At 63.6% G+C, this 19,016-nt stretch carries 25 protein-coding genes; 11 read left to right on the forward strand and 14 right to left on the reverse strand.

Annotated features, from left to right (window positions below; all coding sequences use genetic code 11):
- Positions 1 to 24 precede the first annotated feature (24 nt).
- Together ABFY71_RS16410 and ABFY71_RS16415 are read right to left on the reverse strand one after the other, a co-directional pair.
- Positions 25 to 489: a cell wall hydrolase gene (locus tag ABFY71_RS16410; protein WP_305580884.1), complete on the reverse strand. Its 465-nt coding sequence runs from the start codon at positions 487 to 489 to the stop codon at positions 25 to 27.
- A 110-nt stretch (positions 490 to 599) separates the two neighbouring features.
- Positions 600 to 932 (reverse strand): hypothetical protein, encoded by a 333-nt coding sequence (locus ABFY71_RS16415; protein WP_305580886.1) that lies wholly within the window; start codon positions 930 to 932, stop codon positions 600 to 602.
- A 180-nt stretch (positions 933 to 1,112) separates the two neighbouring features.
- On the opposite strand from ABFY71_RS16415, the gene ABFY71_RS16420 reads away from it, so the two are divergent.
- The gene (locus ABFY71_RS16420) at positions 1,113 to 1,433 is read left to right on the forward strand and encodes a hypothetical protein (protein WP_347947026.1); all 321 of its coding nucleotides are present in this window, start codon (positions 1,113 to 1,115) and stop codon (positions 1,431 to 1,433) included.
- On the opposite strand, the gene ABFY71_RS16425 is transcribed toward ABFY71_RS16420, so the two are convergent.
- Entirely contained in the window at positions 1,430 to 2,050 is a 621-nt protein-coding gene (locus tag ABFY71_RS16425) for a 5'-methylthioadenosine/S-adenosylhomocysteine nucleosidase (protein ID WP_347947027.1), read from the reverse strand. The two genes, ABFY71_RS16420 and ABFY71_RS16425, sit on opposite strands and share 4 nt — an antisense overlap.
- Before the next feature lie 100 nt (positions 2,051 to 2,150).
- Here ABFY71_RS16425 and ABFY71_RS16430 point away from each other — a divergent pair, with 100 nt between their 5' ends.
- Positions 2,151 to 2,450, forward strand: a complete 300-nt coding sequence (locus ABFY71_RS16430; protein ID WP_305580891.1) for a hypothetical protein — start codon at positions 2,151 to 2,153, stop codon at positions 2,448 to 2,450.
- A 69-nt stretch (positions 2,451 to 2,519) separates the two neighbouring features.
- On the opposite strand, the gene ABFY71_RS16435 is transcribed toward ABFY71_RS16430, so the two are convergent.
- From ABFY71_RS16435 to ABFY71_RS16455, 5 genes are all read right to left on the reverse strand, one after another.
- Positions 2,520 to 3,338: a universal stress protein gene (locus ABFY71_RS16435; RefSeq protein ID WP_347947028.1), complete on the reverse strand. Its 819-nt coding sequence runs from the start codon at positions 3,336 to 3,338 to the stop codon at positions 2,520 to 2,522.
- Positions 3,339 to 3,487: 149 nt separating this feature from the next.
- Positions 3,488 to 3,784 carry a PRC-barrel domain containing protein gene (locus ABFY71_RS16440; RefSeq protein ID WP_347947029.1) on the reverse strand — a complete coding sequence of 99 codons (297 nt, stop codon included), beginning with the start codon at positions 3,782 to 3,784 and terminating at the stop codon, positions 3,488 to 3,490.
- Positions 3,785 to 3,894: 110 nt separating this feature from the next.
- Positions 3,895 to 4,497, reverse strand: a complete 603-nt coding sequence (locus tag ABFY71_RS16445; RefSeq protein WP_347947054.1) for a DUF6969 family protein — start codon at positions 4,495 to 4,497, stop codon at positions 3,895 to 3,897.
- A 385-nt stretch (positions 4,498 to 4,882) separates the two neighbouring features.
- On the reverse strand, positions 4,883 to 6,106 hold the full coding sequence (locus ABFY71_RS16450) for a YeeE/YedE family protein (RefSeq protein ID WP_347947030.1): 1,224 nt from the start codon (positions 6,104 to 6,106) through the stop codon (positions 4,883 to 4,885).
- Positions 6,107 to 6,212: 106 nt separating this feature from the next.
- Entirely contained in the window at positions 6,213 to 7,136 is a 924-nt protein-coding gene (locus tag ABFY71_RS16455; protein WP_347947031.1) for a sulfurtransferase, read from the reverse strand.
- Between the two features lie 208 nt (positions 7,137 to 7,344).
- Between ABFY71_RS16455 and ABFY71_RS16460 the strand changes: the two genes are divergently transcribed.
- From ABFY71_RS16460 to murB, 3 genes are all read left to right on the forward strand, one after another.
- Positions 7,345 to 7,563, forward strand: coding sequence for a hypothetical protein (locus tag ABFY71_RS16460; protein ID WP_305580901.1), 219 nt, complete (start codon positions 7,345 to 7,347; stop codon positions 7,561 to 7,563).
- 39 nt (positions 7,564 to 7,602) lie between these two features.
- On the forward strand, positions 7,603 to 8,061 hold the full coding sequence (gene trxC / locus ABFY71_RS16465; RefSeq protein ID WP_347947032.1) for a thioredoxin TrxC: 459 nt from the start codon (positions 7,603 to 7,605) through the stop codon (positions 8,059 to 8,061).
- Positions 8,062 to 8,170: 109 nt separating this feature from the next.
- Positions 8,171 to 9,175, forward strand: a complete 1,005-nt coding sequence (gene murB / locus ABFY71_RS16470) for a UDP-N-acetylmuramate dehydrogenase (RefSeq protein WP_347947033.1) — start codon at positions 8,171 to 8,173, stop codon at positions 9,173 to 9,175.
- 16 nt (positions 9,176 to 9,191) lie between these two features.
- On the opposite strand, the gene ABFY71_RS16475 is transcribed toward murB, so the two are convergent.
- From ABFY71_RS16475 to ubiT, 4 genes are read right to left on the reverse strand one after another with little or no spacing between them, the layout of a single operon-like run.
- Positions 9,192 to 9,554, reverse strand: a complete 363-nt coding sequence (locus tag ABFY71_RS16475) for a hypothetical protein (RefSeq protein WP_347947034.1) — start codon at positions 9,552 to 9,554, stop codon at positions 9,192 to 9,194.
- Positions 9,551 to 10,489: a ubiquinone anaerobic biosynthesis protein UbiV gene (ubiV, locus tag ABFY71_RS16480; RefSeq protein ID WP_347947035.1), complete on the reverse strand. Its 939-nt coding sequence runs from the start codon at positions 10,487 to 10,489 to the stop codon at positions 9,551 to 9,553. Before ubiV ends, ABFY71_RS16475 begins: the two co-directional genes overlap by 4 nt.
- 3 nt (positions 10,490 to 10,492) lie before the next feature.
- Positions 10,493 to 11,470 carry a ubiquinone anaerobic biosynthesis protein UbiU gene (gene ubiU / locus ABFY71_RS16485; RefSeq protein WP_347947036.1) on the reverse strand — a complete coding sequence of 326 codons (978 nt, stop codon included), beginning with the start codon at positions 11,468 to 11,470 and terminating at the stop codon, positions 10,493 to 10,495.
- Complete coding sequence (gene ubiT, locus ABFY71_RS16490) at positions 11,461 to 11,967, reverse strand: ubiquinone anaerobic biosynthesis accessory factor UbiT (protein ID WP_347947037.1); 507 nt, start codon at positions 11,965 to 11,967, stop codon at positions 11,461 to 11,463. The genes ubiU and ubiT overlap by 10 nt, the downstream gene beginning before the upstream one ends.
- Before the next feature lie 104 nt (positions 11,968 to 12,071).
- Between ubiT and ABFY71_RS16495 the strand changes: the two genes are divergently transcribed.
- Positions 12,072 to 13,592: a UbiD family decarboxylase gene (locus tag ABFY71_RS16495; protein ID WP_347947038.1), complete on the forward strand. Its 1,521-nt coding sequence runs from the start codon at positions 12,072 to 12,074 to the stop codon at positions 13,590 to 13,592.
- Positions 13,589 to 14,161, forward strand: a complete 573-nt coding sequence (locus ABFY71_RS16500; RefSeq protein ID WP_347947039.1) for a UbiX family flavin prenyltransferase — start codon at positions 13,589 to 13,591, stop codon at positions 14,159 to 14,161. Before ABFY71_RS16495 ends, ABFY71_RS16500 begins: the two co-directional genes overlap by 4 nt.
- Here the strand turns inward: ABFY71_RS16500 and hemN are convergent.
- Positions 14,158 to 15,504 (reverse strand): oxygen-independent coproporphyrinogen III oxidase, encoded by a 1,347-nt coding sequence (hemN, locus tag ABFY71_RS16505; protein WP_347947040.1) that lies wholly within the window; start codon positions 15,502 to 15,504, stop codon positions 14,158 to 14,160. The genes ABFY71_RS16500 and hemN overlap by 4 nt on opposite strands.
- A 15-nt stretch (positions 15,505 to 15,519) precedes the next feature.
- Positions 15,520 to 16,206 carry an NnrU family protein gene (locus ABFY71_RS16510; RefSeq protein WP_347947041.1) on the reverse strand — a complete coding sequence of 229 codons (687 nt, stop codon included), beginning with the start codon at positions 16,204 to 16,206 and terminating at the stop codon, positions 15,520 to 15,522.
- 315 nt (positions 16,207 to 16,521) lie between these two features.
- On the opposite strand from ABFY71_RS16510, the gene ABFY71_RS16515 reads away from it, so the two are divergent.
- Genes ABFY71_RS16515 through ABFY71_RS16530 form a run of 4 tightly spaced genes read left to right on the forward strand, consistent with a single transcriptional unit; the run spans position 16,522 to position 19,006 of the window.
- Positions 16,522 to 16,773, forward strand: coding sequence for a DUF2249 domain-containing protein (locus ABFY71_RS16515; protein ID WP_347947042.1), 252 nt, complete (start codon positions 16,522 to 16,524; stop codon positions 16,771 to 16,773).
- Positions 16,774 to 16,830: 57 nt separating this feature from the next.
- Positions 16,831 to 18,189 carry a hypothetical protein gene (locus ABFY71_RS16520; RefSeq protein ID WP_347947043.1) on the forward strand — a complete coding sequence of 453 codons (1,359 nt, stop codon included), beginning with the start codon at positions 16,831 to 16,833 and terminating at the stop codon, positions 18,187 to 18,189.
- A complete protein-coding gene (locus ABFY71_RS16525; RefSeq protein ID WP_347947044.1) occupies positions 18,186 to 18,692 on the forward strand; it encodes a DUF2249 domain-containing protein in 507 nt (168 codons plus the stop codon). Before ABFY71_RS16520 ends, ABFY71_RS16525 begins: the two co-directional genes overlap by 4 nt.
- Positions 18,689 to 19,006 carry a metal-sulfur cluster assembly factor gene (locus ABFY71_RS16530; protein ID WP_347947045.1) on the forward strand — a complete coding sequence of 106 codons (318 nt, stop codon included), beginning with the start codon at positions 18,689 to 18,691 and terminating at the stop codon, positions 19,004 to 19,006. The genes ABFY71_RS16525 and ABFY71_RS16530 overlap by 4 nt, the downstream gene beginning before the upstream one ends.
- The last annotated feature ends 10 nt before the right edge of the window (positions 19,007 to 19,016 follow it).

Here is a 19,016-nt window from a genome sequence, read left to right on the forward strand (position 1 = left end):
GGCGTCGCCGATTCGACGCGCCGCCTAGTATTTTTCGTAGAACTCGTTGCCGCCCGCCTCGAGTACATAGTGCATGTTGTTGTAGGGAAAGCGCAGTCCGGCGGTGTGGAAGTGCTTGGCGCCACGGACGCCCGAATGGCGCGCGCCATTGATGACCTGATCGGCCATCTGAGAGGCCAGCACCGCCCCACTATCGGTCATCTTGCGGGTAAGAACGCCCTGCGCGAACTGGTTCTTCTGCCCCACCACGCCACAAATCGACTTGGGATAGCGCGGATCGTTGAAACGGTTCATCACCACCGTGCCCACCGCCAGCATGCCATCGGGACTGGAGCGGTTGGATTCGAAGTACATCGCCCGCATCATGCATTCCTTTGCGCTCAGCTGGGCCGTGCCAAAGCTGATGCCGAGCAGGCTACACCCGCCCAGACCGGTCCCGACAATGGCAACGGCCGCTGCGCGCAAGGCCACTCTGGTGATCGTCCGCATGGGTCAGTCTCCGCCAGTCGCAACTTAATATTTGCGACCAGAAATGACCCAGCAGCCTTAAGGAAGGCCTGACCCGGACGGTTAGCGAAACGTTAACGCGCTGAGATTGCTCAGTCGCGGGTGAAAATAAGGGCCGAAATCAGTGCGATCGTGCCCAGCGCAACAATGACCGGCACCGGATTGTCGCGCACTGCCTTACCGGCGATATTGGCCTGATGACCGACCTGACGCGCCACAACGCGCCCCTGATGGCCGACCTCACGGGCAATGGCCACCGCATTCTCCTGCACGTCATCGAAAGTGTGATCGCTGTAGGACAGCACCGAATGCGAAATCTGGTCGACCTGTTTGCGCAATGCCGCGACCTGCTGCGCCAGGTTGTCAGATATCGCTTCGCCGCTGTGTTCTGCGCGCTTGAGTGCACGTTGCGTTGTCGTTGCCATTGGACGCTCCTTGAAAGATGATACTGACTCAACTCTGGCCAGACCCGGAAGTTCCCCCAAATCGGGCGCGCATAAGGCGGATTGTCGCCAATGGTGCTGGCCAACGCATCAATGTCCCTTGGCGTAGGGGCTATGCCGCACTACATCATAGGCTCTGCATCCGCGATCCGTGGGACACCAATGTTAAAAAGCCGCGCTCGCCTGAACCGCCAATTCGACCGCATTGCGCGCCACATACCGCAAACAGCTGGTATTCTGGCGCATTTGCGCCGCCCCGGTGCCCGCTGGTTCCGCATTCCGCTGGGCATCGTGCTGATCTTTGGCGGCGTCTTCAGCTTTCTGCCAGTGCTCGGCATCTGGATGCTGCCCCTGGGTCTGTTGCTGCTGGCGCTGGATCTGGCCTTCCTGCAAGGCCCGGTCAACACCGCCATTGTGCGTGGCATGCGCAAGTGGAGTACCTGGAGCCGGGCCCGTCGCGACAAGAAGCGCTCCAAGCGCTAGAGACGACCGGTGGCCATCGCCACCTCGACCAGGTCGACTGCGGCGGCCAGCTTTTCATCGATGATATGCAGATACTGCGTCCAGTCATCGATATGCCCGAGCGCGGCGGCGCCGTCTGAAATTCCGCGCAGCGCGACCAAGCGTACACCGAAGGCCTGACAGGCCCGCAACACCGCATAGGTTTCCATATCCACCATGTCGGCATTGATCCCGTCATAGGCGGGGCCCGAAACGACATTGGCGCCCGTCGACAGGCTTGCGCCTGGTAGTCCGGGAATGCTCGGGCTAAGCGCCTGTACGGGAGTCAGCTCCAGGAATGGCGTCTGGCCCTTGGGAAAGCCCAGCGCCGAGGCATCCATGTCGCGATAGCTGACCGAAACGGCCTGATAAATCCCGCATTGGGCCAGCGTGCGTGACCCGGCCGATCCCAGCGACACCACCAGGCGCGGCAAGGGTCGGGCTTCTGCCAAAGCGCGCGTCACAGCGACAGCTGCTTCCACCGGCCCCACGCCGGTCATCAGGGGCTTGATCCTGGTCTGCAGGTGCGGGCCGTACTCGGCCTGTGCGGCCATGACGTAAAGGATGGACATGCTGGCCGTTCTAGCATGACCAGCCAACTTGCCAAGCCGCCACGTTACCGGTTCGGTAAGGGGTCCGTGTCATTGTCATGACAGAGGCAGGGCCGCGCGGGCAGACTGCCAGAGAGCAGGGGACCAGGTGCGTTTCGCGGTAATCGAGGGTAGCAGAGAGTGGACCGAGCCTTCCCGGCATGATCCACTATCCGGGCTGGTGGCGATACGGATCGAGGATGTCGAGGCCGAAGCCCATCGACGACTACGCGCAATCCGGCTCAATGACTGGCGTACGCGTGAATTTCTCACCGGGCAGCCCATGCCTGAGGATGTCCGCCACTATGCCTTGCAGGTCGAATATGCCGCCAAGGCAATTTCCCGCCTCTCGACCATCCCGCAGGATTTTGACAGCGACATCTACTGGCCGCGTTTTTGGGAGCGCTGAGGCGCGCGCGAGACAACACCTAGTGCTGGTGGCCCTGCATAATCAGCAGCGCCACCAGAAATGGCGTCGCTAGTTGGACAGGAAGCGGTGGATGCCCGGCGTCGCCAGCAGATCGCGGGTCATACCGCCGATCAGCCATTGGCGCAGCCGGCTGTGGCCATAAGCGCCGCTGACGATCAAGTCAGCACCCATGGTTTGCGCTGCACTGGTGATGGACTGGGCGGCCCCGCCTTCATCGGGCAAGACTTCACCGCGCGCTTCCACATCGTGACTTTGCAGCCAGGCCACCGCGTCCAGCATGCTGGCCCGTTCGGCTGCCAGATTGCCTTCGTCGATCACAACCACCTGAACGTCACTGGCCGCCTTGAGCAGGGGCAAGGCATCCACGATGGCGCGGCGCGCCTCCTTGGTGTCTTTCCAGGCGATGATGATCTTGTCGCCCTTGAGCTGCGTCGATCCGGCAGCGGCGAGCAGTACGGGCCGACCGGCGCCCAGCAGCACTTCGCCAATATCGATGGTGCGATAACCGGCATCGCGGGTTTCCCCTTGCGAGCCGATGACGATCAGATCGGCGGTGCGCGCAATGTCGATCAGGCCCAGGGAAGGCTGCTGCACGCGACCGGACCATTTGTGCTCGAGACTGGCCGGCACCAGCGCTGTAAATTTCTCGCGTGCCGCCGCAACGGAGGCCTCAATTTCATTGAGCTGCTCAGTGTAGAGCGTCGCAGCGACGTCACCCGCGCCAACGCTGGCCACAACTGGCGGCTGCGCGGCGGTGAACCCCGTCAGGCTGGCCTTGTGCTGCTGCGCCAGATCCACTGCCAATGCGACCAGGTCCGGGTCGACCAAATCGATGGTCAAGCCGACGACAATATTGCGTATTTCCATCTCAGATCTCCCATGGACTACATTGCCACAGTTTATCCAGAAGTCAGGCGGTTAGCTTGATCCCGATCAAATCGGCGGCGATTTGTGTGTGCTGGGTTTCTGCAGCCGACAAGCAGGGCGTTGGGCTCAAAAGTAAGCACCGGCAGCGCCTAGTCACTATGCTCGGGCATGTCCTCAAGCTGTTGCCTGGTCCAGCTCGTCACGGCATGCACCTCGCCCTTTGGGTCGCGCATGAACTCCAATTGCCCCAACCCCAGCACGACCGGCTTGGAGGCCAGACCCAGGAAGCGACCAACATCGACAACGACCTGACAGGCGGCGCCACTGCCATGCAGATGCGAGACCTGGCCCACTGCTGCGTCGTCAGCGCCGTAAATGGTCGCGCCCTGGAGATTTTCCGGCGTGAGTTCACCGCTGCTGAGAGGCGTATGCTGGGAATGATCCATGGTCCATTATCCTTGTGTGCAGGTCCTCGTGATCAACGCCCTCGGCAGCTCAGGCGTTCCCTGTAGCCTGAGCGTAGCCTGGGCAACGCGGTCGGGCCGAGGCTGCCGGCTCAGATGCCGAGCTCGGCGGCGCGCGCCTGCAGCTCGATGCTGCATTGCGAGACTACCTCAAGCGCTCGGTCCTGGCGGGTTTCGGTGCCATGGGGCGGCACATGGGTTGCAAGCACCGCATCGCGCTGGGTGATCAGCGCCGCAATCTCGTTGTGATACAAGCCAATAATGGCGGTCAGCCAACGGTTGACCAGGTAGGAAGGGCGCGCCATCTGCACGTCGAACGCGTCCAGAAGGGCGATGGTGGTGTCGGCATCGGCCCAGACATCGTCGACCACCCACTGGTTGACGGTAAAAAGCCGGATCGCCTTGCCATAGGCATCCACCCCGACCGCCACCAGATGATGGATCGGCCCATCCTTGCCCTGCGGACGGATGAAGCAGTGAAAATGGCCGTGTTCGGCTGCCTCCGGCCCGGCATTGTGGCAGTGATAATACCATTGTGCGCCGCTATCGCGATCAAACACATCGCCGGGTGGATAATGATCCCAGGTGACGGGTGTGGCGCCACGCAGTGTCTCCAGCAGAATATTGTCGCCGGACTTGGCGAGAATCGTCTCGCAGAACACTGCCTCTTGCGCCGCGCGGCGCATCGCCTCCATCACCGGACCGCCTACTGACCGGCCGCCGCGCAGGGCGCTGCGGGGGCGAATGGTGCGGCAGTGGGTGCAGGGGCTGCAGAGCACGGGGCGACGGCTGCGCAGGGGCTCGCCGCTGAACAGGGCGATGCCGCCGGTGCCGCCGCACATGGCGCGGCAGCAGGTGCAGCTGAGCATGGCGCGGCAGTAGGTGCAGCGGAGCATGGCGATGCCGCCGGAGCTGCCGCGCAGGGAGCAGCCGCGCAGGGCGCGGCGGAACACGGCGCAGCGCTGGGCGAAGCCGCCGCGACGGCTGGAGGGGCAGCAACCCGATGGGCGACATGATCTGCCGCCACGGCGCCGGTTGCGGCGATCAGCGCAGCGCCGAACAGGAGAGTATTGCGATTGCTCATGAGCGTTTGAAACCGTCCATACCAAAGAGGGGGCGCGCATAGACGCCAGCGAGGCTACCGACAAAGGCAGCGGCAAACCACAGCCAGCCATGCAGGCTGCCCGACGCAATGCCCGAAAACAGCGCCCCGATATTGCAGCCAAACGACAGTCGCGCGCCATATCCCATCAGCAGGCCACCCAGCGCGGCTGCGAGCAGCGACAGCAGCGGTACCGCGACCTTGGGGGCGAACTTGCCGGCCAGACCGGCGGTCAGTGCGGCGCCCAGGATGATCCCGAAATTCATCACCGAGGTGGTGTCAGCCAATACGCTGTCATTGAGGGCGCTGGCCTGGGCCGGCCAGGTCCAGAACTCCCAGCTGGCGACGGGGACGCCGACAGCCTGGGCAAGCTTGGCGCCCCAGAGCCCAAAGCCATAAGTGATCGACCAGGGATGGCCCGCCACCAGCAGTGTCGCCAGGTTCAGCGCCGCCAGCGCCAATCCGGCACCCACCAGCGGCCAAGGGCCATGCAGCAGCCGCTCGAGACCCTTTCGGGTCGGGCGGGGAGCAGCTTCAAGACTGCCATGCCGCGAGCGCTCGATCAGCGCCGTAACGCCGGCAATGGCTGCCAGACCCAGCAGGGTCACAGCCACACCACCGGGAACACCGAACAATGTTCCCAGACTGGTTGGCGGCAAAGCTGGTAAAGTGAGCCAATAGGGCAGGTGGGCGGTACCCGCGACCGCGCCGATGATGAAGAATAGCAAGGTGACCAGCATGCGGGCGCTACCGCCGCCAACGGTGAACAGTGTCCCCGAACCGCAGCCGCCACCCAATTGCATGCCGAGGCCAAACAGGGCCGCGCCGACCAGCACTGAGACACCCACTGGGGCCATGGCGCCAACCAGCGGCTGACCGAACACATTGCCCATGGCCAACAGCGGCATGAAGGCGATGGCGGCCACGGCGATCATCAGCATCTGGGCGCGCATGGCCCGGCCACGGCGCTCGACCACCATTCGCCGCCAGCCACCGGTGAAACCGAAGGAAGCGTGATACAGCGTTGCGCCCAACAGGCCGCCGATCAGGAATAGCAGCGACTGGCGGGGCGAAATCACTTGTCCGATGACCTGCGCAGCAAGCACCATCAGCAGCGCAACGACCAGCACAACGCCCTTGTCGACATTAAGGGCGCCTGACGCCGGCGCGGGCCCCGAACTGGTGGCAGAAATCTCACTCATGGCGCGCACGCCCCCTTGGAAAACCTGGTCGACTATTGGAGGCCCGAACGCGCAATGTCCAGAACCGGGGCTCTGGACATTGTTGATTGTTGAGCCGGCGTAGCAGCTAGATGCCGTTGGCAACCGGACGCGCTTCGTCAGCGGTCCATTCGGCCAGCGAGCCGTCATACATGCGGGTATTCTTGTTGCCCTGCACTTCGGACAGGCCGAACCAGACCACCGATGCCCAGTGGCCGGTATTGCAGAAGGCAATATTGGCTTCGTCGGCGCCCAGGCCAACGCCGGATGCCAGCTGTGCCACCTGATCGGCGCTGATATGGGAGGCGCTGTCGGCATTGTAGAGCAGGCCATTGTCGATATTGACGGCGCCGGGAATGGTGCCGGCAACGCGCGCCACCGGGCTCTTGCTTTCGCCGCGATACTGGGCGACCGGACGACCGTCGACCAATGTGGTGCCGTCAGCCAGGGCAGCCTGGACATCAGCCGTGGTTGCCAGTAGGTGCTGCTGGAAATTGGCGTTGAAGCTGGTCGGCTCGAGCACGGTGGCAGCGGCGCTCACCTCGCCGCCAGCGGCTTCCCAGGCCCGAGCGCCACCATCGAGAATCGACACGGCGTCATGGCCGAGCACCTTGAAGGTCCAGTAGACGCGGGTTGCGGCGCCGAATTCGGAGGAATTGGTGCCCTGCGGCACGATGACGACATGGTCGTCATTGCCAATGCCCAGCTTGCCAATCAGCGCGGAGGTGGCTTCGACACCGGGGAACTGGCCGGGTACGCCGTCGATTTCCAGGCGCCAGCCGGACGAACCATAGGGGGCCGAAATGGCGCCGGGAATGTGTGCGCTGTCATAGGCGGCAACATTGTCGACGGGATCGCGCACGTCGAGGACCACCAGGCCTTCATTGCCCAAATGCTGTTCCAGCCAGCCTGCATCAACCAGCGGCGCGTCGGTCAGGCGCTCGGCCTGGACGGCAGTGGCCATGCTGGCGACGCTCATGACCGCGGCGGCGGCAAACAGTGCAAAACGCATGCTCAAACTCCATATTTCACATTGCGCGCACTCTAGTGCAGCCCCCTGGGCGGTGTCTGGCGATGGCTTGGCCAAATTCTCGGGCGCAGCGGATTTTCGTGCCCCGATCCGCCTCAGCCTGAGCAAGCCATTCTTTATGACCCATCCCTTGCGCCGAAGCAGAATGTATATTAGGTAGTTCTAATATTGAAGAATGCAGAGGTTCACCATGGATTGGTTCGACAGTCTCCCGCTTACGCCCTTCATCTTGCTGGCGCTCACTTTGGGTCTGGCGCCGTTCCTGCCCGAACCCCATCTGGTGGAAAAGATCCGCATGCTGTTCAACGGCACGCTGACCCGGCCAATGGACATTTTCGATCTGGTGTTCCATGGCGCGCCCTGGCTGCTGCTCGGCGCCAAGCTGGTGCGCATGCAATTGGTCAGATAGCTTCAGACCATCCCCCGACAACTCGCGTCAGGACATAAGATGAGCCAATCCAATCACGTCGTCTGCACCGCCTGTGGTGCCATCAACCGGGTTTCAACCGACAAGGACGCCGCTGCCGGCAAGTGTGGCAAGTGCGGAACCGCGCTGTTCAGCGGCACCCCGGCCGACATGTCCGCCAGCAATCTCGAGCGTCAGATCGCCAAGACCGACATTCCCGTGCTGGTCGATGTCTGGGCGCCCTGGTGCGGACCGTGCCGGGTCATGAGCCCGCAATTTGCCGAGGCGGCCAGCAAGGCCGAGCCCGGCATGCGTTTTCTCAAGCTCAATTCGGACGAAGCCCCCGAGCTGTCCACGCGTCTGGCCATCCGCGGCATCCCCACCATGCTGCTGTTCGAAGGCGGCAAGGAAGTCGCCCGGGTTTCCGGGGCCATGTCCTCGAGCGACATTCTCAAATGGGCCGAAGGCGCACGCAGCAAGTCGGCTGGCGGCGCCGCCTAGCGACCGGACGGACGCGACAGATACCGCGGCGCTCGACAATAGGTACTTGCAAGCTGTGCGCTCCCGTCGTCTTGTCCGCCCCGGACAAAACGGAGTCGATGGGCGCGCCATGAACCAGTTCCTGTCGCAGGATTACGACCTGACGGCGCACAATACCTTCGGGCTTGCTGCGCACTCGCAATTCGCCCGTACCATTGTCGACGAGGCCGAAATCCCGTCGCTGTTCGCGCTGGCGGACCAGCAGGGCCTGCCGGTGCGCATGCTGGGCGAGGGCAGCAATGTCATCCTGAGCGAGCGCTTTGATGGCATTACCGCCCTGATAGCGACGCGGGGGCGGGAGCTGATCGTCGGCGACAATGGCGATCTCATTCTGGATGCGCAGGCCGGCGAGAATTGGCACGCGCTGGTCGCCCACACTGTTGGGGAAGGGCTGTGGGGGCTGGAGAATCTTGCCGGTATTCCGGGAACCGTTGGCGCCGCCCCCGTGCAGAATATTGGCGCCTATGGCGTTGAGCTCAGTGACCGGTTTGTGTCGCTGCGGGCCTATGATCGGGTGGCCGGCGCCTTCGTTGAGCTGGACGGTCCGGCCTGCCGCTTTGCCTATCGCCACAGCCTGTTCAAGGAGCACAGGGGGCGTTACGTCGTGGCGCGCGTGCGGCTGCGCTTGAGCCGGTCGGCAAAGCCCGAACTTTCCTATCGCGATCTGTCGGCGCTTGCAGCGCCGGACCATCCATCCGTGGTCATGGACAGGGTCCTGCAATTGCGGGCCGCAAAAATACCGGACTGGCGTGGCCTGGGCAATGCCGGTTCCTTCTTTCACAATCCAGTGGTGCCGGCGGCTATCGGCGCAGCCTTCATGGCCGCCCATCCAACGGCCCCGGCTTACGCTCAGGCCGATGGCGCGATCAAGCTCTCGGCGGGCTGGTTGATCGAGCAGGCGGGTTTGAAGGGCTATCGGGACGGGCCGGTGGGCGTGTCCGCCCAGCATGCCCTGGTGCTGGTCAACCATGGCGGGGCCAGCTGTACCGACGTGCTAGGGCTGGCCGAACACGTGGTCACCACCGTCCATGACCGCTTTGGGATCCGCCTGCAGCGCGAGCCGGAACTGCTGTAGTCCCCCGGTTTGTTGCCTATGGCTGGGACACCATGCGCAGGGCGGCAGCCCCCGCTTCGGCGAGGCGTTTGATGTCCTCGAAAATACACGCCAGTTCGGGAAACACGCTGCGATCATCCTCGCGCCAGGAGACATCCTCCAGTTCGCCGAGCAATTCCACCAGTGCGGCAATGGAGGCGCGCGACTGGCGCGCGTCCTGCAGGCTGCGCCGGTCATGACGCTGCTGTTCCTGTTCGACAAAGCGGAACAGCGCATCATTGACCCGCTGGCGGCAATCGCAGTCGAGCGCGACGGTGCCAATTACATTGCGGATGCGGGCGACCAGATGCCGGGGATCTTCATCGAGCTGCTCGGGCTGTGCCGGAGAGCCGCGCGTCATGATGTCACCAATTGATCGGCGGACGGGGCCGCAATCCAGTCTGCGCCGACGACACCGTGGTAGAATCCATTGGAGAATGGCGCCTCGGGATAGATCGCGGCCAGCTGCTGCTCGCCTTCCAGCGCACTGGTGCGGCCATCCCGCACATCGGCAAACACGGTCGCGACAGCATTCATGTCGCAGCGTTGCGGCGACAATCTGAGATGGGTGACCCCGGCCTGGGCCAGCATGGGCAGTTCGGCCAGCAGTACCTGACAGGTGTGCGACATGGTCTGCACGCCGTTGAGCGACAGGAAGGACTGTCCGTCCAGCGTGTCGACTGCCAGGCCGTCCGGGTCCTCCCGGCAGACGAACTGGCAATTGTCCTTGCTGTGTCCTTTGGCGCGGGCGTGGGCGCAGCGGGCGGAAATCGCCAGGGGCAGGCGGCCAAAGCCGAAGACTTCGAAGTCTATGCCGGGGGCGTCCGCAATGATGGCAGCGACCGATGCAGCCGACAGTTCCGGGCCCAGACAAATTCTGCTCGCGCCACGGGCCGCCAGCATCCGCGCGGTCGCGCCATTGTAGACATTGACGAATGGCCCCACCAGATGGGGCTTGCCGGCCAGAAGCCCGATCGCCGACAGATCATTGGCTTCAATCAGCCTGATGTCGGATCTGGCGAGACGGCGGGTGGCCTCGGCTTCGCGTTCCAGCGTGACCATGGCCAGAGAGGCCAGCGCGACCTGCTTGCCTGCCTGTTCGAGCCGGGCCACGACTTCGTCAATATAGGGTTGGATGAAATGGGTGCGCTTTGAACACACGACCTCACCCAGAGTCACCGCATCGATCCATGCAGAGTCGGCAATGCGAAAATAGAAGTCACGCCATTCTTCACCGTCCCACAGATAGGGAACGGGACCGAGGGTGAACTTGAGCTTTAGTGCGGTTGCGGTCATGGGTCAGCGCCACTTCTTTTCGTAGGCGCCGGCCGTGGTCTGCTGCCCTTCACTGAGCCGGCGCAACTGGCTAAGGATGGCCGGACGGTCCTGCGGTGTTGCCGCAAGCGCTTGCCGCAGCCGCGAAACCACCTCGGCGACATAGGCTTTGCCGCGCTGCCGCCCCTCAATCTTGAGAGCGACGACGCCGGCGGCGGTCAAGGCGTCCAGATGTTCCATGACATCGAGGCTGGTGGGATCTTCGAAGGCGTAGCCGTCATCATCGGCGATGTGAAAACGCCCCTTGCACAGCGTGGGGTAGCCGGCCGCTTCGCCCGGACCAAACCGGTTGATGGTGTAGCCACCCAGTTCCGAGACCATGTCCGCACCGTCCTCACGATAGTGCACATGGCTGGCGGGCGAGCACACGCCCTGCATGTTGGGCGATTGTCCCGTTGCGTAGGAGGAGAGCGAGCATCGCCCTTCGGCCATGACGCAGAGCCCGCCGAAGGCAAAAACCTCCAGCTCGCAGGCCACCTTGGGCGCCAAAGTGGCAATATCGGTGACGGTGAGCACGCGCGGCAACACCAGGCGCTTGACGCCGAAGCTTTCGACCAGGAAATTGACCGCGTCGGCATTGGAGGCGGACGCCTGCACCGAAGCGTGCAGGCGCTGCTGGGGGTGGCGCTCGGCCACATAGGCCATCAGCGCGATATCGGCGACGATCAACGCATCGGCGCCCAGTTGGACGGCGGTGTCGACCCCCTCATACCAGATCTGTTCGGCTCCGGCGCGCATGAAGGTGTTGAGCGCGACATAGGTATGGACGCCGTGAGCCTTGCCATAGGCGATCGATCCGGCCAGTTCCTCGGGCGAAAAATTCAGGCCGGGGAAGTTGCGGGCATTGGTCTCGTTGCGAAAGCCGCAATAGACGGCGTCGGCGCCGGCATCGACAGCACCGCGAAAGGCCGACGGCGTGCCGGCCGGGCAAATCAATTCCATGGTTGGACAGTCCCCGTTAGAGCGCGCTGACGAATGGCTTGCGCCACGCGCGTTACCAGATGTGAAAACGGTCCCGCCGCCCGGCCAATGTCCTCGGCCAGGTCCAGCCCGTTGTCGTCGAGCGCATTGCGCAGGGCAAGCAGCGCCTCCATGTCGCCGGTAACCGTCAGGCCACGGGCAAAAAAGATGGCGTCGCCGTCGATATGACCTTCCAGCAGCGCCAGCAGGGTCAGCATAGGCCCGGTCACAGTTGCATCAGCGCGCATCGGATGGTCGGCGCGTGTGACACTAATGGAGCGCTCAGACGGCACAATGCGGAACGACAGGTCGAGATCAACCGGCGTGAAGCGGAAGGATTTGCTGGCGTAGTTGCCGAGCCGGTCGAACAGGTTCGGATGCTGTTTGAGCACCTGGTTGAAGACCATGGCAGTCGCCCGCTGCACCAGCGGCAGTGGCGTGACATTGATCGGTAATATGACGGCCCTTGGTAGGTTCATTGCGGCGCCCTGTGCGTTGGTTGCGGGTAGAATGCGCCCTTCGGACAATCGGTACATTGTTCTGGGACAAAGACGGGGCAGCGTTTGTGGCTAGAGTGGCGCGGATGTCCAGTCAGGCGCTCCCCGATACGACCTTCCCCCTGCAGCGCGATTTGCGGGGGTTTCTGCGTGAACTGGAGCAGCGCGGGCGCCTGCATCGTCTCTCCAGGCCGATCAGCCTGGTGCATGAACTGACCGAAATTCACCGCCGGGTGCTGTCGGCTGGCGGGCCCGCCCTGCTGATCGAACAACCCGTCGACGCAGCGGGGCGTGTTGGCGAGGTGCCGGTGCTGGTCAATCTGTTCGGCACGACCGAGCGGATCGCCTGGGGGCTCGGGCTTGAACCGGCGGCTTTGCCGGATCTGGGAGAGGCCATGGCCGGGCTGCGCGACCCGCGGGCACCACGTGGCCTCAGGCAGGCCTGGGGCCAGCGCTCATTGCTGGCGGCGGCGCTCAGCATGCGCACGCGGCGGGTGCAGCGGGCGCCGTGTCAGTCGCAAGTCTGGACCGGCGAGGATATCGATCTGGGCCGCCTGCCGATCCAGTGGTGCTGGCCGGGTGAACCAGCCCCACTGATCACCTGGCCCTTGGTCATCACCTGCTCCCCCGATGACCCCGACGATATCAATGTGGGCATCTATCGCATGCAGGTGCTGGGCAAGGACCGGGTCATCATGCGCTGGTTGGCGCATCGGGGCGGGGCGCGGCATCATCGGCAGTGGCAGCAATTGGGGCGCGACATGCCGGTGGCCATCGCCATCGGCGCGGATCCCGCAACAATTCTGGCGGCTGTCATGCCACTGCCCGAGGGCATGAGCGAGCTGGGTTTTGCCGGGCTGTTGCGGCGCAGCCGGACCAAGGTGGTGCAGGGCAAGACGGTGCCGCTACCGGTGCCAGCCCATACCGAGATCATCCTGGAAGGGCATGTGTCGGTGACCGAGACGGCACCTGAGGGGCCCTATGGCGACCACACCGGCTACTACAACAGCGTCGAGCCGTTTCCGGTGCTGACGCTGAGCGCCATCACCATGCGTGACAAGCCAATCTATCTCTCGACCTATACCGGTCGGCCGCCTGATGAGCCGTCGCAATTAGGCGCAGCCATGACGCCGCTATTTGTGCCGCTGGCCAAGCGACAGTTCCCCGAAATCATCGATTTGTGGATGCCGCCGGAGGCCTGTTCCTATCGCGCCATGGTGGTGGCCATCGACAAGCGCTATCCAGGACAGGCGCGCCGCGTGATGATGGGGCTGTGGTCGATGTTGCCGCAGTTCAGTTACACCAAGCTGATCATCATGGTGGATGGCGATATCAATGTGCGCGACTGGCACGATGTGATGTGGGCGCTGGCCACCCGGTTTGACGCACCACGCGACGTTGTCATCGTTCCCGATACGCCAATCGACTATCTCGATTTCGCCTCAGCCCAGCCCGGACTGGGTGGCAAGCTGGGGCTTGATGCGACCAACAAGCTGGGCGCCGAGACCAGCCGCGAATGGGGCCGGGTGTTGACCATGTCGGACGAGGTTGTATCGCGCGTCGACGCGATCTGGGATGAACTCGGTCTTTCCGCGGTGGCCCCATGAGACGGGTGGTTGTCGCCATTACTGGCGCATCAGGCGCGGCCATTGGCGTGCGGGTAGTCGAGCGCCTGGCCGCAACACAGATCGCCGTGCACCTGGTCCTGTCTGGCGCGGCCGAGCGTACGCTGGCCCACGAAGTGGGCGCAACGGCAGCATCTCGCCTGCGTGCGCTGGCGCATAGCGTCCACGCCATTGATGACGTCGGCGCCGGTATCGCCAGCGGATCGTTCGCATCGGCAGGCATGCTGGTGGTGCCGTGCTCGATGCACACGCTGGCAGCGATCGCCAATGGCCTTGCTGATAATCTGATCGTGCGGGCAGCAGACGTCCATCTCAAGGAGCGTCGCCCGCTGCTGCTGCTGGCCCGCGAGACGCCACTGCATCTGGGTCATCTGCGCAATATGGTGGCGGTGACCGAGATGGGGGGCATCGTCATGCCGCCGGTGCCGGCCTTCTACAACAAGCCCGCCAGCGTCGACGAGATTGTCGATCATCTGGCGGCCAAAGCCATTGATCTGCTGCGCCTGTGGCCTGATCAACTGGCCCCGGAATGGACTGGCGAGGCCAGCTAGACTGCCAGCGAGTGCCGGGCCTTGCCCTCTGTGAGATAGCTGTCGAAGCGCGCGGCAATGGCCCGGACAAAGGGGCGCCCCAGGTCCGTCATGGCGAAGCGGTCGGCGTCCGCCTGGGTCAGTCCGTCCGGATCGGTTGCGGCGAGGTCAAGGGCATAGTCGAACAGCGCCGCGCCCTCCGGGCCAAAAGCCTCAAGGTCACGCCTTTCGATATCGAAACGACATAGAAGGGATTCGATGGCGCGGGCATGCAGGCGATCGGTTGGTGCGAGGGAAAAGCCGCGGGCGGTGGCGCCGGTACCGGAGAGCACTGCCTTCTGATAGTCGCCGGTCGGGGTAATATTCTGCACATAGCCCTGCGGTAATTGGCCAATGGCCGAGGCGCCAAGCCCGATCAGGGCGTCAGCCCCATCATCGGTATAGCCCTGGAAATTGCGGCGCAGCTTGTTGTTTCTGGCAGCAATGGACAGGCTGTCACTGTCGCGGGCGAAATGGTCAAAGCCAATCGGGTGCAATCCGCCCTCGGTCAGCAGGCGAGCCGCCAGCTGGGATTGGGCGAAGCGTTCCTGGATATCGGGCAGGGCCTCGTCGGGAATCATCTGCTGGTGCTTTTTCATCCAGGGCACATGCGCGTAGCCAAACAGCGCGGTGCGGTCCGCAGCCAGCAGCAGTGTCTTGGCAATCGTCTGTTCGATACTGGTCAGCGTCTGGTAGGGCAGGCCGTAAAGCACATCCACATTGACCGAATGCACGCCGCGGGCGCGCACGGAGTCGATGACATGCTGGGTTTGCTCGAAGCTCTGCAGGCGATTGATGGCCCGCTGCACCTTGGGGTCAAAATCCTGCACGCCGACGCTGGCGCGGGTGAGTCCGAACGCGGCCATGGCGTCGAACCGATCCTCGCCCAGGTCGTTGGGATCGATTTCGATACTGATTTCGGCAGTTGGCGATATGGTGAACCGGGTGGACAGCCGAAGCTTGAGCCGCGCCATATCTTCGGCGCTCAGCATGGTGGGCGAGCCCCCGCCCAGATGGATGGCCGTTACCACGCCCTTGCCATCGAGCTGGTCGGCAACCCAGTCGATTTCGGCAAACAGCGCCTCGAGATAGCTGGCAATCGGCTCGTAGCGCAGCGTGTGCTTGGTGTGGCAGCCGCAAAACCAGCACAGGCGGTCACAATAGGGGATATGCAGATAGAGCGAGATGGTGGCGTCCTGGGCCAACGCGGCCAGCCATGAGGCGTAAATCTCTGGCGTGATGCCTGCATGAAAGTGTGGCGCCGTCGGGTAGCTGGTATAACGCGGGACGGGGGCGCTGTAGCGCTCGATAAGGTCTGCTTGCATCGCTCAAAATTCCAGTTACAGGGTCGTCAGGACCAGCGGGTCGGCGTTGAACAGGACGACGTGGCCGCCCAGCAGCAGCCAGACGGTGAGGGCGGCGCTGCCAAGGACGCCGCTGACGAGCGGGCCATCGACCCGCAGGCGGGCCCGTCCAGTCAGCAGGGCAGCGAAGGGTATGACCGAGGTGCTGAGGGTGATGGCATTCCATTGCTCGCCCAGACGCCGGCGGGCCCGGCGCTCCGTCATCCAGATCCCCAGCAGCGCAAAGGCGAGGAATGAGCCGAACAGCAGCAGGCTGCGCACATCGCCATTGGGCACCAGATGGCTGCCGGCCCACAGGGCAAAGCCCCACAGCACCGGGTGACGGGTGATGGTCGTGACGGCGCCTGGCTCGGCCGCTGGCCCGCGCAGGGTGACCGAAGCGGGATTGGGACTGAGCAGGCCGGCAACCAGCAGGGCCATGGCCAGTGGCGTCAGCACCATTGGCACCCAGGCCTGCCAGGCGGCGGGGTCCCACAGGGGTATGAAATCGAGCCGCATGGCGGCATGGAATACCCAGCCCAGCAGCACCAGCGACACCAGTGAATAGACCAGCAAATAGGCGCGCCGCCCCATCATCGCGATCAGACCCGCCCGTATGGGGGGGACCGCCGGGATGATGTGCATGGCCAAAAACAGCAAGAGCGCCAACAGGAATTGCGTCAATTTTACTCCATTCCCTTCACTCGGCGGGGAGGCCCGGATCACTTGTCCACTGGTAATGGGCGATGTCGCCAACAGGGGCCCGGTGGCTTTCCGTCAGCCGATGGGACCCTATCACTGTCGAGGGGGGTGTGTTTGACCCGGATCAAGCTGGCGCCATTATCTGGCGACTGCACTGCGCGGCCGTCTGCAGTCTGCCTGTTGTTTGACGGGCGACAAAGTGGCGCGGTGATAATGCGCCTAAGAGCGGATCAGCTGGGCTTTTTGGCCGACGCCCGGTGTGCCTTTTCGCTCGCGGCCATTGGAGATTGAAACACCATGCCAGATACCGAGTCTGCCGCAGCCTTTATTGATGTGCGCACTGTACCGCCGCGCGAACGGCATCCGCGAATCTTCGGAATGGCCAATGCGCTGGAAATTGGCGACGCCTTTGTGATCATCAATGATCACGATCCGATGCCGCTGCACTACCAATTGCAGGCTGAGTATCCCGGGCAGTTCTCCTGGACCTATCTCGAGAGTGGTCCTGAAGTCTGGCGTGTGGAACTTGGTCGCCAGGCAGCCGCCTAGCGGCTTTGCTTGGGGTGGTGCCGCATTGCGGCGCCACCCGCAACCGGGAGATAAGCCATGCTGGGCGCAAGTCTGTCACGCTGGACAATGAGCTATTTCGCTGCGGCGCTCGTCTGCCTGATTGGCGCCGAGGCGTTGATGGCGGCTGGATTTGGCTATCCAACTGTTGCCCTGGCGGCGCCCGAAACCCTGCTGCTGGTGCACCTGACCACCATAGGCTGGTTGAGCCTGTTGATGACTGGCGCCCTGCTGCAATTTGTTCCTGTGCTGGTGGCCCGACCGCTGCAATGGCCGGACCTGTCGGCGCCGGCGCTGCTGCTGATTCTGGCCGGGCTCGCCGCCCTGTTGAGCGGCTTCGCCAGCATGGCCGGCATTATCAGTGCGCCCCTCGAAGTACTACCGGTTGGTGGTCTGCTGCTGATGCTGGGCTTCGGCGCCGTCATCGCCACCCTGGGGCGCACCATGTGGCAAGCAAGGCCGCTGACGCTGCCGACCAAATTCGTCGTGGCCGGGCTCGCGGCCCTGACCGGGACGGTGGCGCTGGGCGAGACGTTTGCATTGACCATTTCAGGCCTGGCGGGTGGCGAGGAGGTGCTGTCACTGTGGACCCATGGCGTCCCGCTGCATGCCCTGCTGGGCCTGGGCGGCTGGATGACACTGAGCGCCATGGGCGTGAGTTACCGGCTGTTCGCCATGTTCATGCTGGCGCCGGATGCCGAGGGCTTTTCTACCCGTCTGGTGCTGTATGCCGGCATCGCGGCGCTGCTGGTTGTGGCCGCAGCGACGCCCTTCGCCATGGTGGCGACGGCAGGACTGCCGGCCATGCTGCTGGTCGCTGGCGTGAGCGGGCTGGTCGCCCTGGCGCTTTATGGCCGCGATATCGTGGCGCTGTATCGGCAGCGCAAGCGGCGCGTCATCGAGCTCAATGCCCAGGCCGCCATCGGTGGCTTTGCCGCGCTGGGTGCGACGGTCCTGTTATTGGTCGGCCTGCTCGTGGCTGGACAGTTGTCGAGCCATATTGGTGCGCTGACCTATCTGTTTGTCTTTGGCTGGCTGACGGGGCTGGGCCTGTCCAAGCTCTACAAGATCATTGCCTTCATGACCTGGCTGGAGTGTTTTGCGCCGGTGATGGGCAAGCGGCAGACGCCGCGGGTGCAGGATCTGGTCGATGAACCGCACGCCGCGCCCTGGTTCGGCGCCTATTACGCCGCCGTTGGCTTTGGCACCTTGACGCTGCTCGTTGATCTGCCAATCGCCTTTCAGCTGTTTGTGGGGGTGCAATTGTTTGCCACCCTCGCCATAGTCCGCCACTTCTACCGTACGCGCGGGCTGCTCAATGTTCCCCTCAAGTTGCGCGGCAGCACGGCGCTGCCCCATCTTTTCCGACCCAAATCCATTATCAGGAGTCCATCATGACTGATCATGAACTCGATGTTCGCCCGCTGCTGCTCAATGGCGGAGAGCCATTCGGCGCGATAATGGCGGCGGTAAACCAACTACAGGCCGGCCAGCGCCTCAAACTGCTGGTCACCTTCAAGCCCGAGCCGCTGTTCAATGTGATGGCGGCCAAGGGCTATACCCATGAGGCCACGCCGCTCGAAAATGGCGACTGGATGGTGATTTTTACGCCCGGTGACGGGGGTAGTCCGGCGGTGGTGTCCAAGGCCGATGCGCCCGAGACCTGGCCCGATCCGGCCCATTATCTTGACTGCTCCGAACTCGATCCGCCCGAGCCCATGGTACGCATTCTGGCCATGCTCGAGACCATGAGCGAGGGCGAGGTGCTGTTCGCCCTGCTGGGACGCGAGCCGCTGTTCCTGTTTCCCGAACTGCAGGCGCGCGGCCACGCCTGGGCCGGCGACTTTGACGAGGCGGGCGAAGCCTATCGGCTGATGATTCGCGCGGGTGCCAAGTCTTGACCGCGCCGGATGATGCCGGGTTGATCGAGGCGGTCCGCACGGCACTCAAAATGGTGATTGACCCCGAGCTGGGCCAGAATGTCGTTGATCTGGGCATGGTCTACGCCATCACCGTCAGCGATGGCTGCATCGTCAACATCACCATGACCACCACGACCCGCGGCTGCCCGGCGACCGACTATATCCGCCAGGGCATCGAGGAATGCGCCTGGCACGTCGACGGGGTCGAACTGGTGAATGTGACCCTGGCCTATGATCCCCCGTGGTCACCAGCCATGATTGCGCCTGAAGTGGCCGATCTGCTGGGCCTTTGAGTTGTTGCGG

The organism is Devosia alba, assembly GCF_039938915.1.
Lineage (GTDB): Bacteria > Pseudomonadota > Alphaproteobacteria > Rhizobiales > Devosiaceae > Devosia > Devosia alba.

Excerpts from the sequence above, each read along its gene's own strand:
- ABFY71_RS16515 (WP_347947042.1), top strand. The coding sequence starts at position 16,522 with ATGCCAGATACCGAGTCTGCCGCAGCCTTTATTGATGTGCGCACTGTA.
- ABFY71_RS16450 (WP_347947030.1), bottom strand. The coding sequence starts at position 6,106 with ATGAGTGAGATTTCTGCCACCAGTTCGGGGCCCGCGCCGGCGTCAGGC.
- ABFY71_RS16410 (WP_305580884.1), bottom strand. The coding sequence starts at position 489 with ATGCGGACGATCACCAGAGTGGCCTTGCGCGCAGCGGCCGTTGCCATT.
- ABFY71_RS16440 (WP_347947029.1), bottom strand. The coding sequence starts at position 3,784 with ATGGATCATTCCCAGCATACGCCTCTCAGCAGCGGTGAACTCACGCCG.
- ABFY71_RS16520 (WP_347947043.1), top strand. The coding sequence starts at position 16,831 with ATGCTGGGCGCAAGTCTGTCACGCTGGACAATGAGCTATTTCGCTGCG.
- ABFY71_RS16525 (WP_347947044.1), top strand. The coding sequence starts at position 18,186 with ATGACTGATCATGAACTCGATGTTCGCCCGCTGCTGCTCAATGGCGGA.
- ubiU (WP_347947036.1), bottom strand. The coding sequence starts at position 11,470 with ATGGAATTGATTTGCCCGGCCGGCACGCCGTCGGCCTTTCGCGGTGCT.
- ABFY71_RS16495 (WP_347947038.1), top strand. The coding sequence starts at position 12,072 with ATGTCCAGTCAGGCGCTCCCCGATACGACCTTCCCCCTGCAGCGCGAT.
- ABFY71_RS16415 (WP_305580886.1), bottom strand. The coding sequence starts at position 932 with ATGGCAACGACAACGCAACGTGCACTCAAGCGCGCAGAACACAGCGGC.
- ABFY71_RS16475 (WP_347947034.1), bottom strand. The coding sequence starts at position 9,554 with ATGACGCGCGGCTCTCCGGCACAGCCCGAGCAGCTCGATGAAGATCCC.
- trxC (WP_347947032.1), top strand. The coding sequence starts at position 7,603 with ATGAGCCAATCCAATCACGTCGTCTGCACCGCCTGTGGTGCCATCAAC.
- ubiV (WP_347947035.1), bottom strand. The coding sequence starts at position 10,489 with ATGACCGCAACCGCACTAAAGCTCAAGTTCACCCTCGGTCCCGTTCCC.
- hemN (WP_347947040.1), bottom strand. The coding sequence starts at position 15,504 with ATGCAAGCAGACCTTATCGAGCGCTACAGCGCCCCCGTCCCGCGTTAT.
- ubiT (WP_347947037.1), bottom strand. The coding sequence starts at position 11,967 with ATGAACCTACCAAGGGCCGTCATATTACCGATCAATGTCACGCCACTG.
- ABFY71_RS16460 (WP_305580901.1), top strand. The coding sequence starts at position 7,345 with ATGGATTGGTTCGACAGTCTCCCGCTTACGCCCTTCATCTTGCTGGCG.
- murB (WP_347947033.1), top strand. The coding sequence starts at position 8,171 with ATGAACCAGTTCCTGTCGCAGGATTACGACCTGACGGCGCACAATACC.
- ABFY71_RS16420 (WP_347947026.1), top strand. The coding sequence starts at position 1,113 with ATGTTAAAAAGCCGCGCTCGCCTGAACCGCCAATTCGACCGCATTGCG.
- ABFY71_RS16455 (WP_347947031.1), bottom strand. The coding sequence starts at position 7,136 with ATGCGTTTTGCACTGTTTGCCGCCGCCGCGGTCATGAGCGTCGCCAGC.
- ABFY71_RS16435 (WP_347947028.1), bottom strand. The coding sequence starts at position 3,338 with ATGGAAATACGCAATATTGTCGTCGGCTTGACCATCGATTTGGTCGAC.
- ABFY71_RS16500 (WP_347947039.1), top strand. The coding sequence starts at position 13,589 with ATGAGACGGGTGGTTGTCGCCATTACTGGCGCATCAGGCGCGGCCATT.
- ABFY71_RS16445 (WP_347947054.1), bottom strand. The coding sequence starts at position 4,497 with ATGGAGGCGATGCGCCGCGCGGCGCAAGAGGCAGTGTTCTGCGAGACG.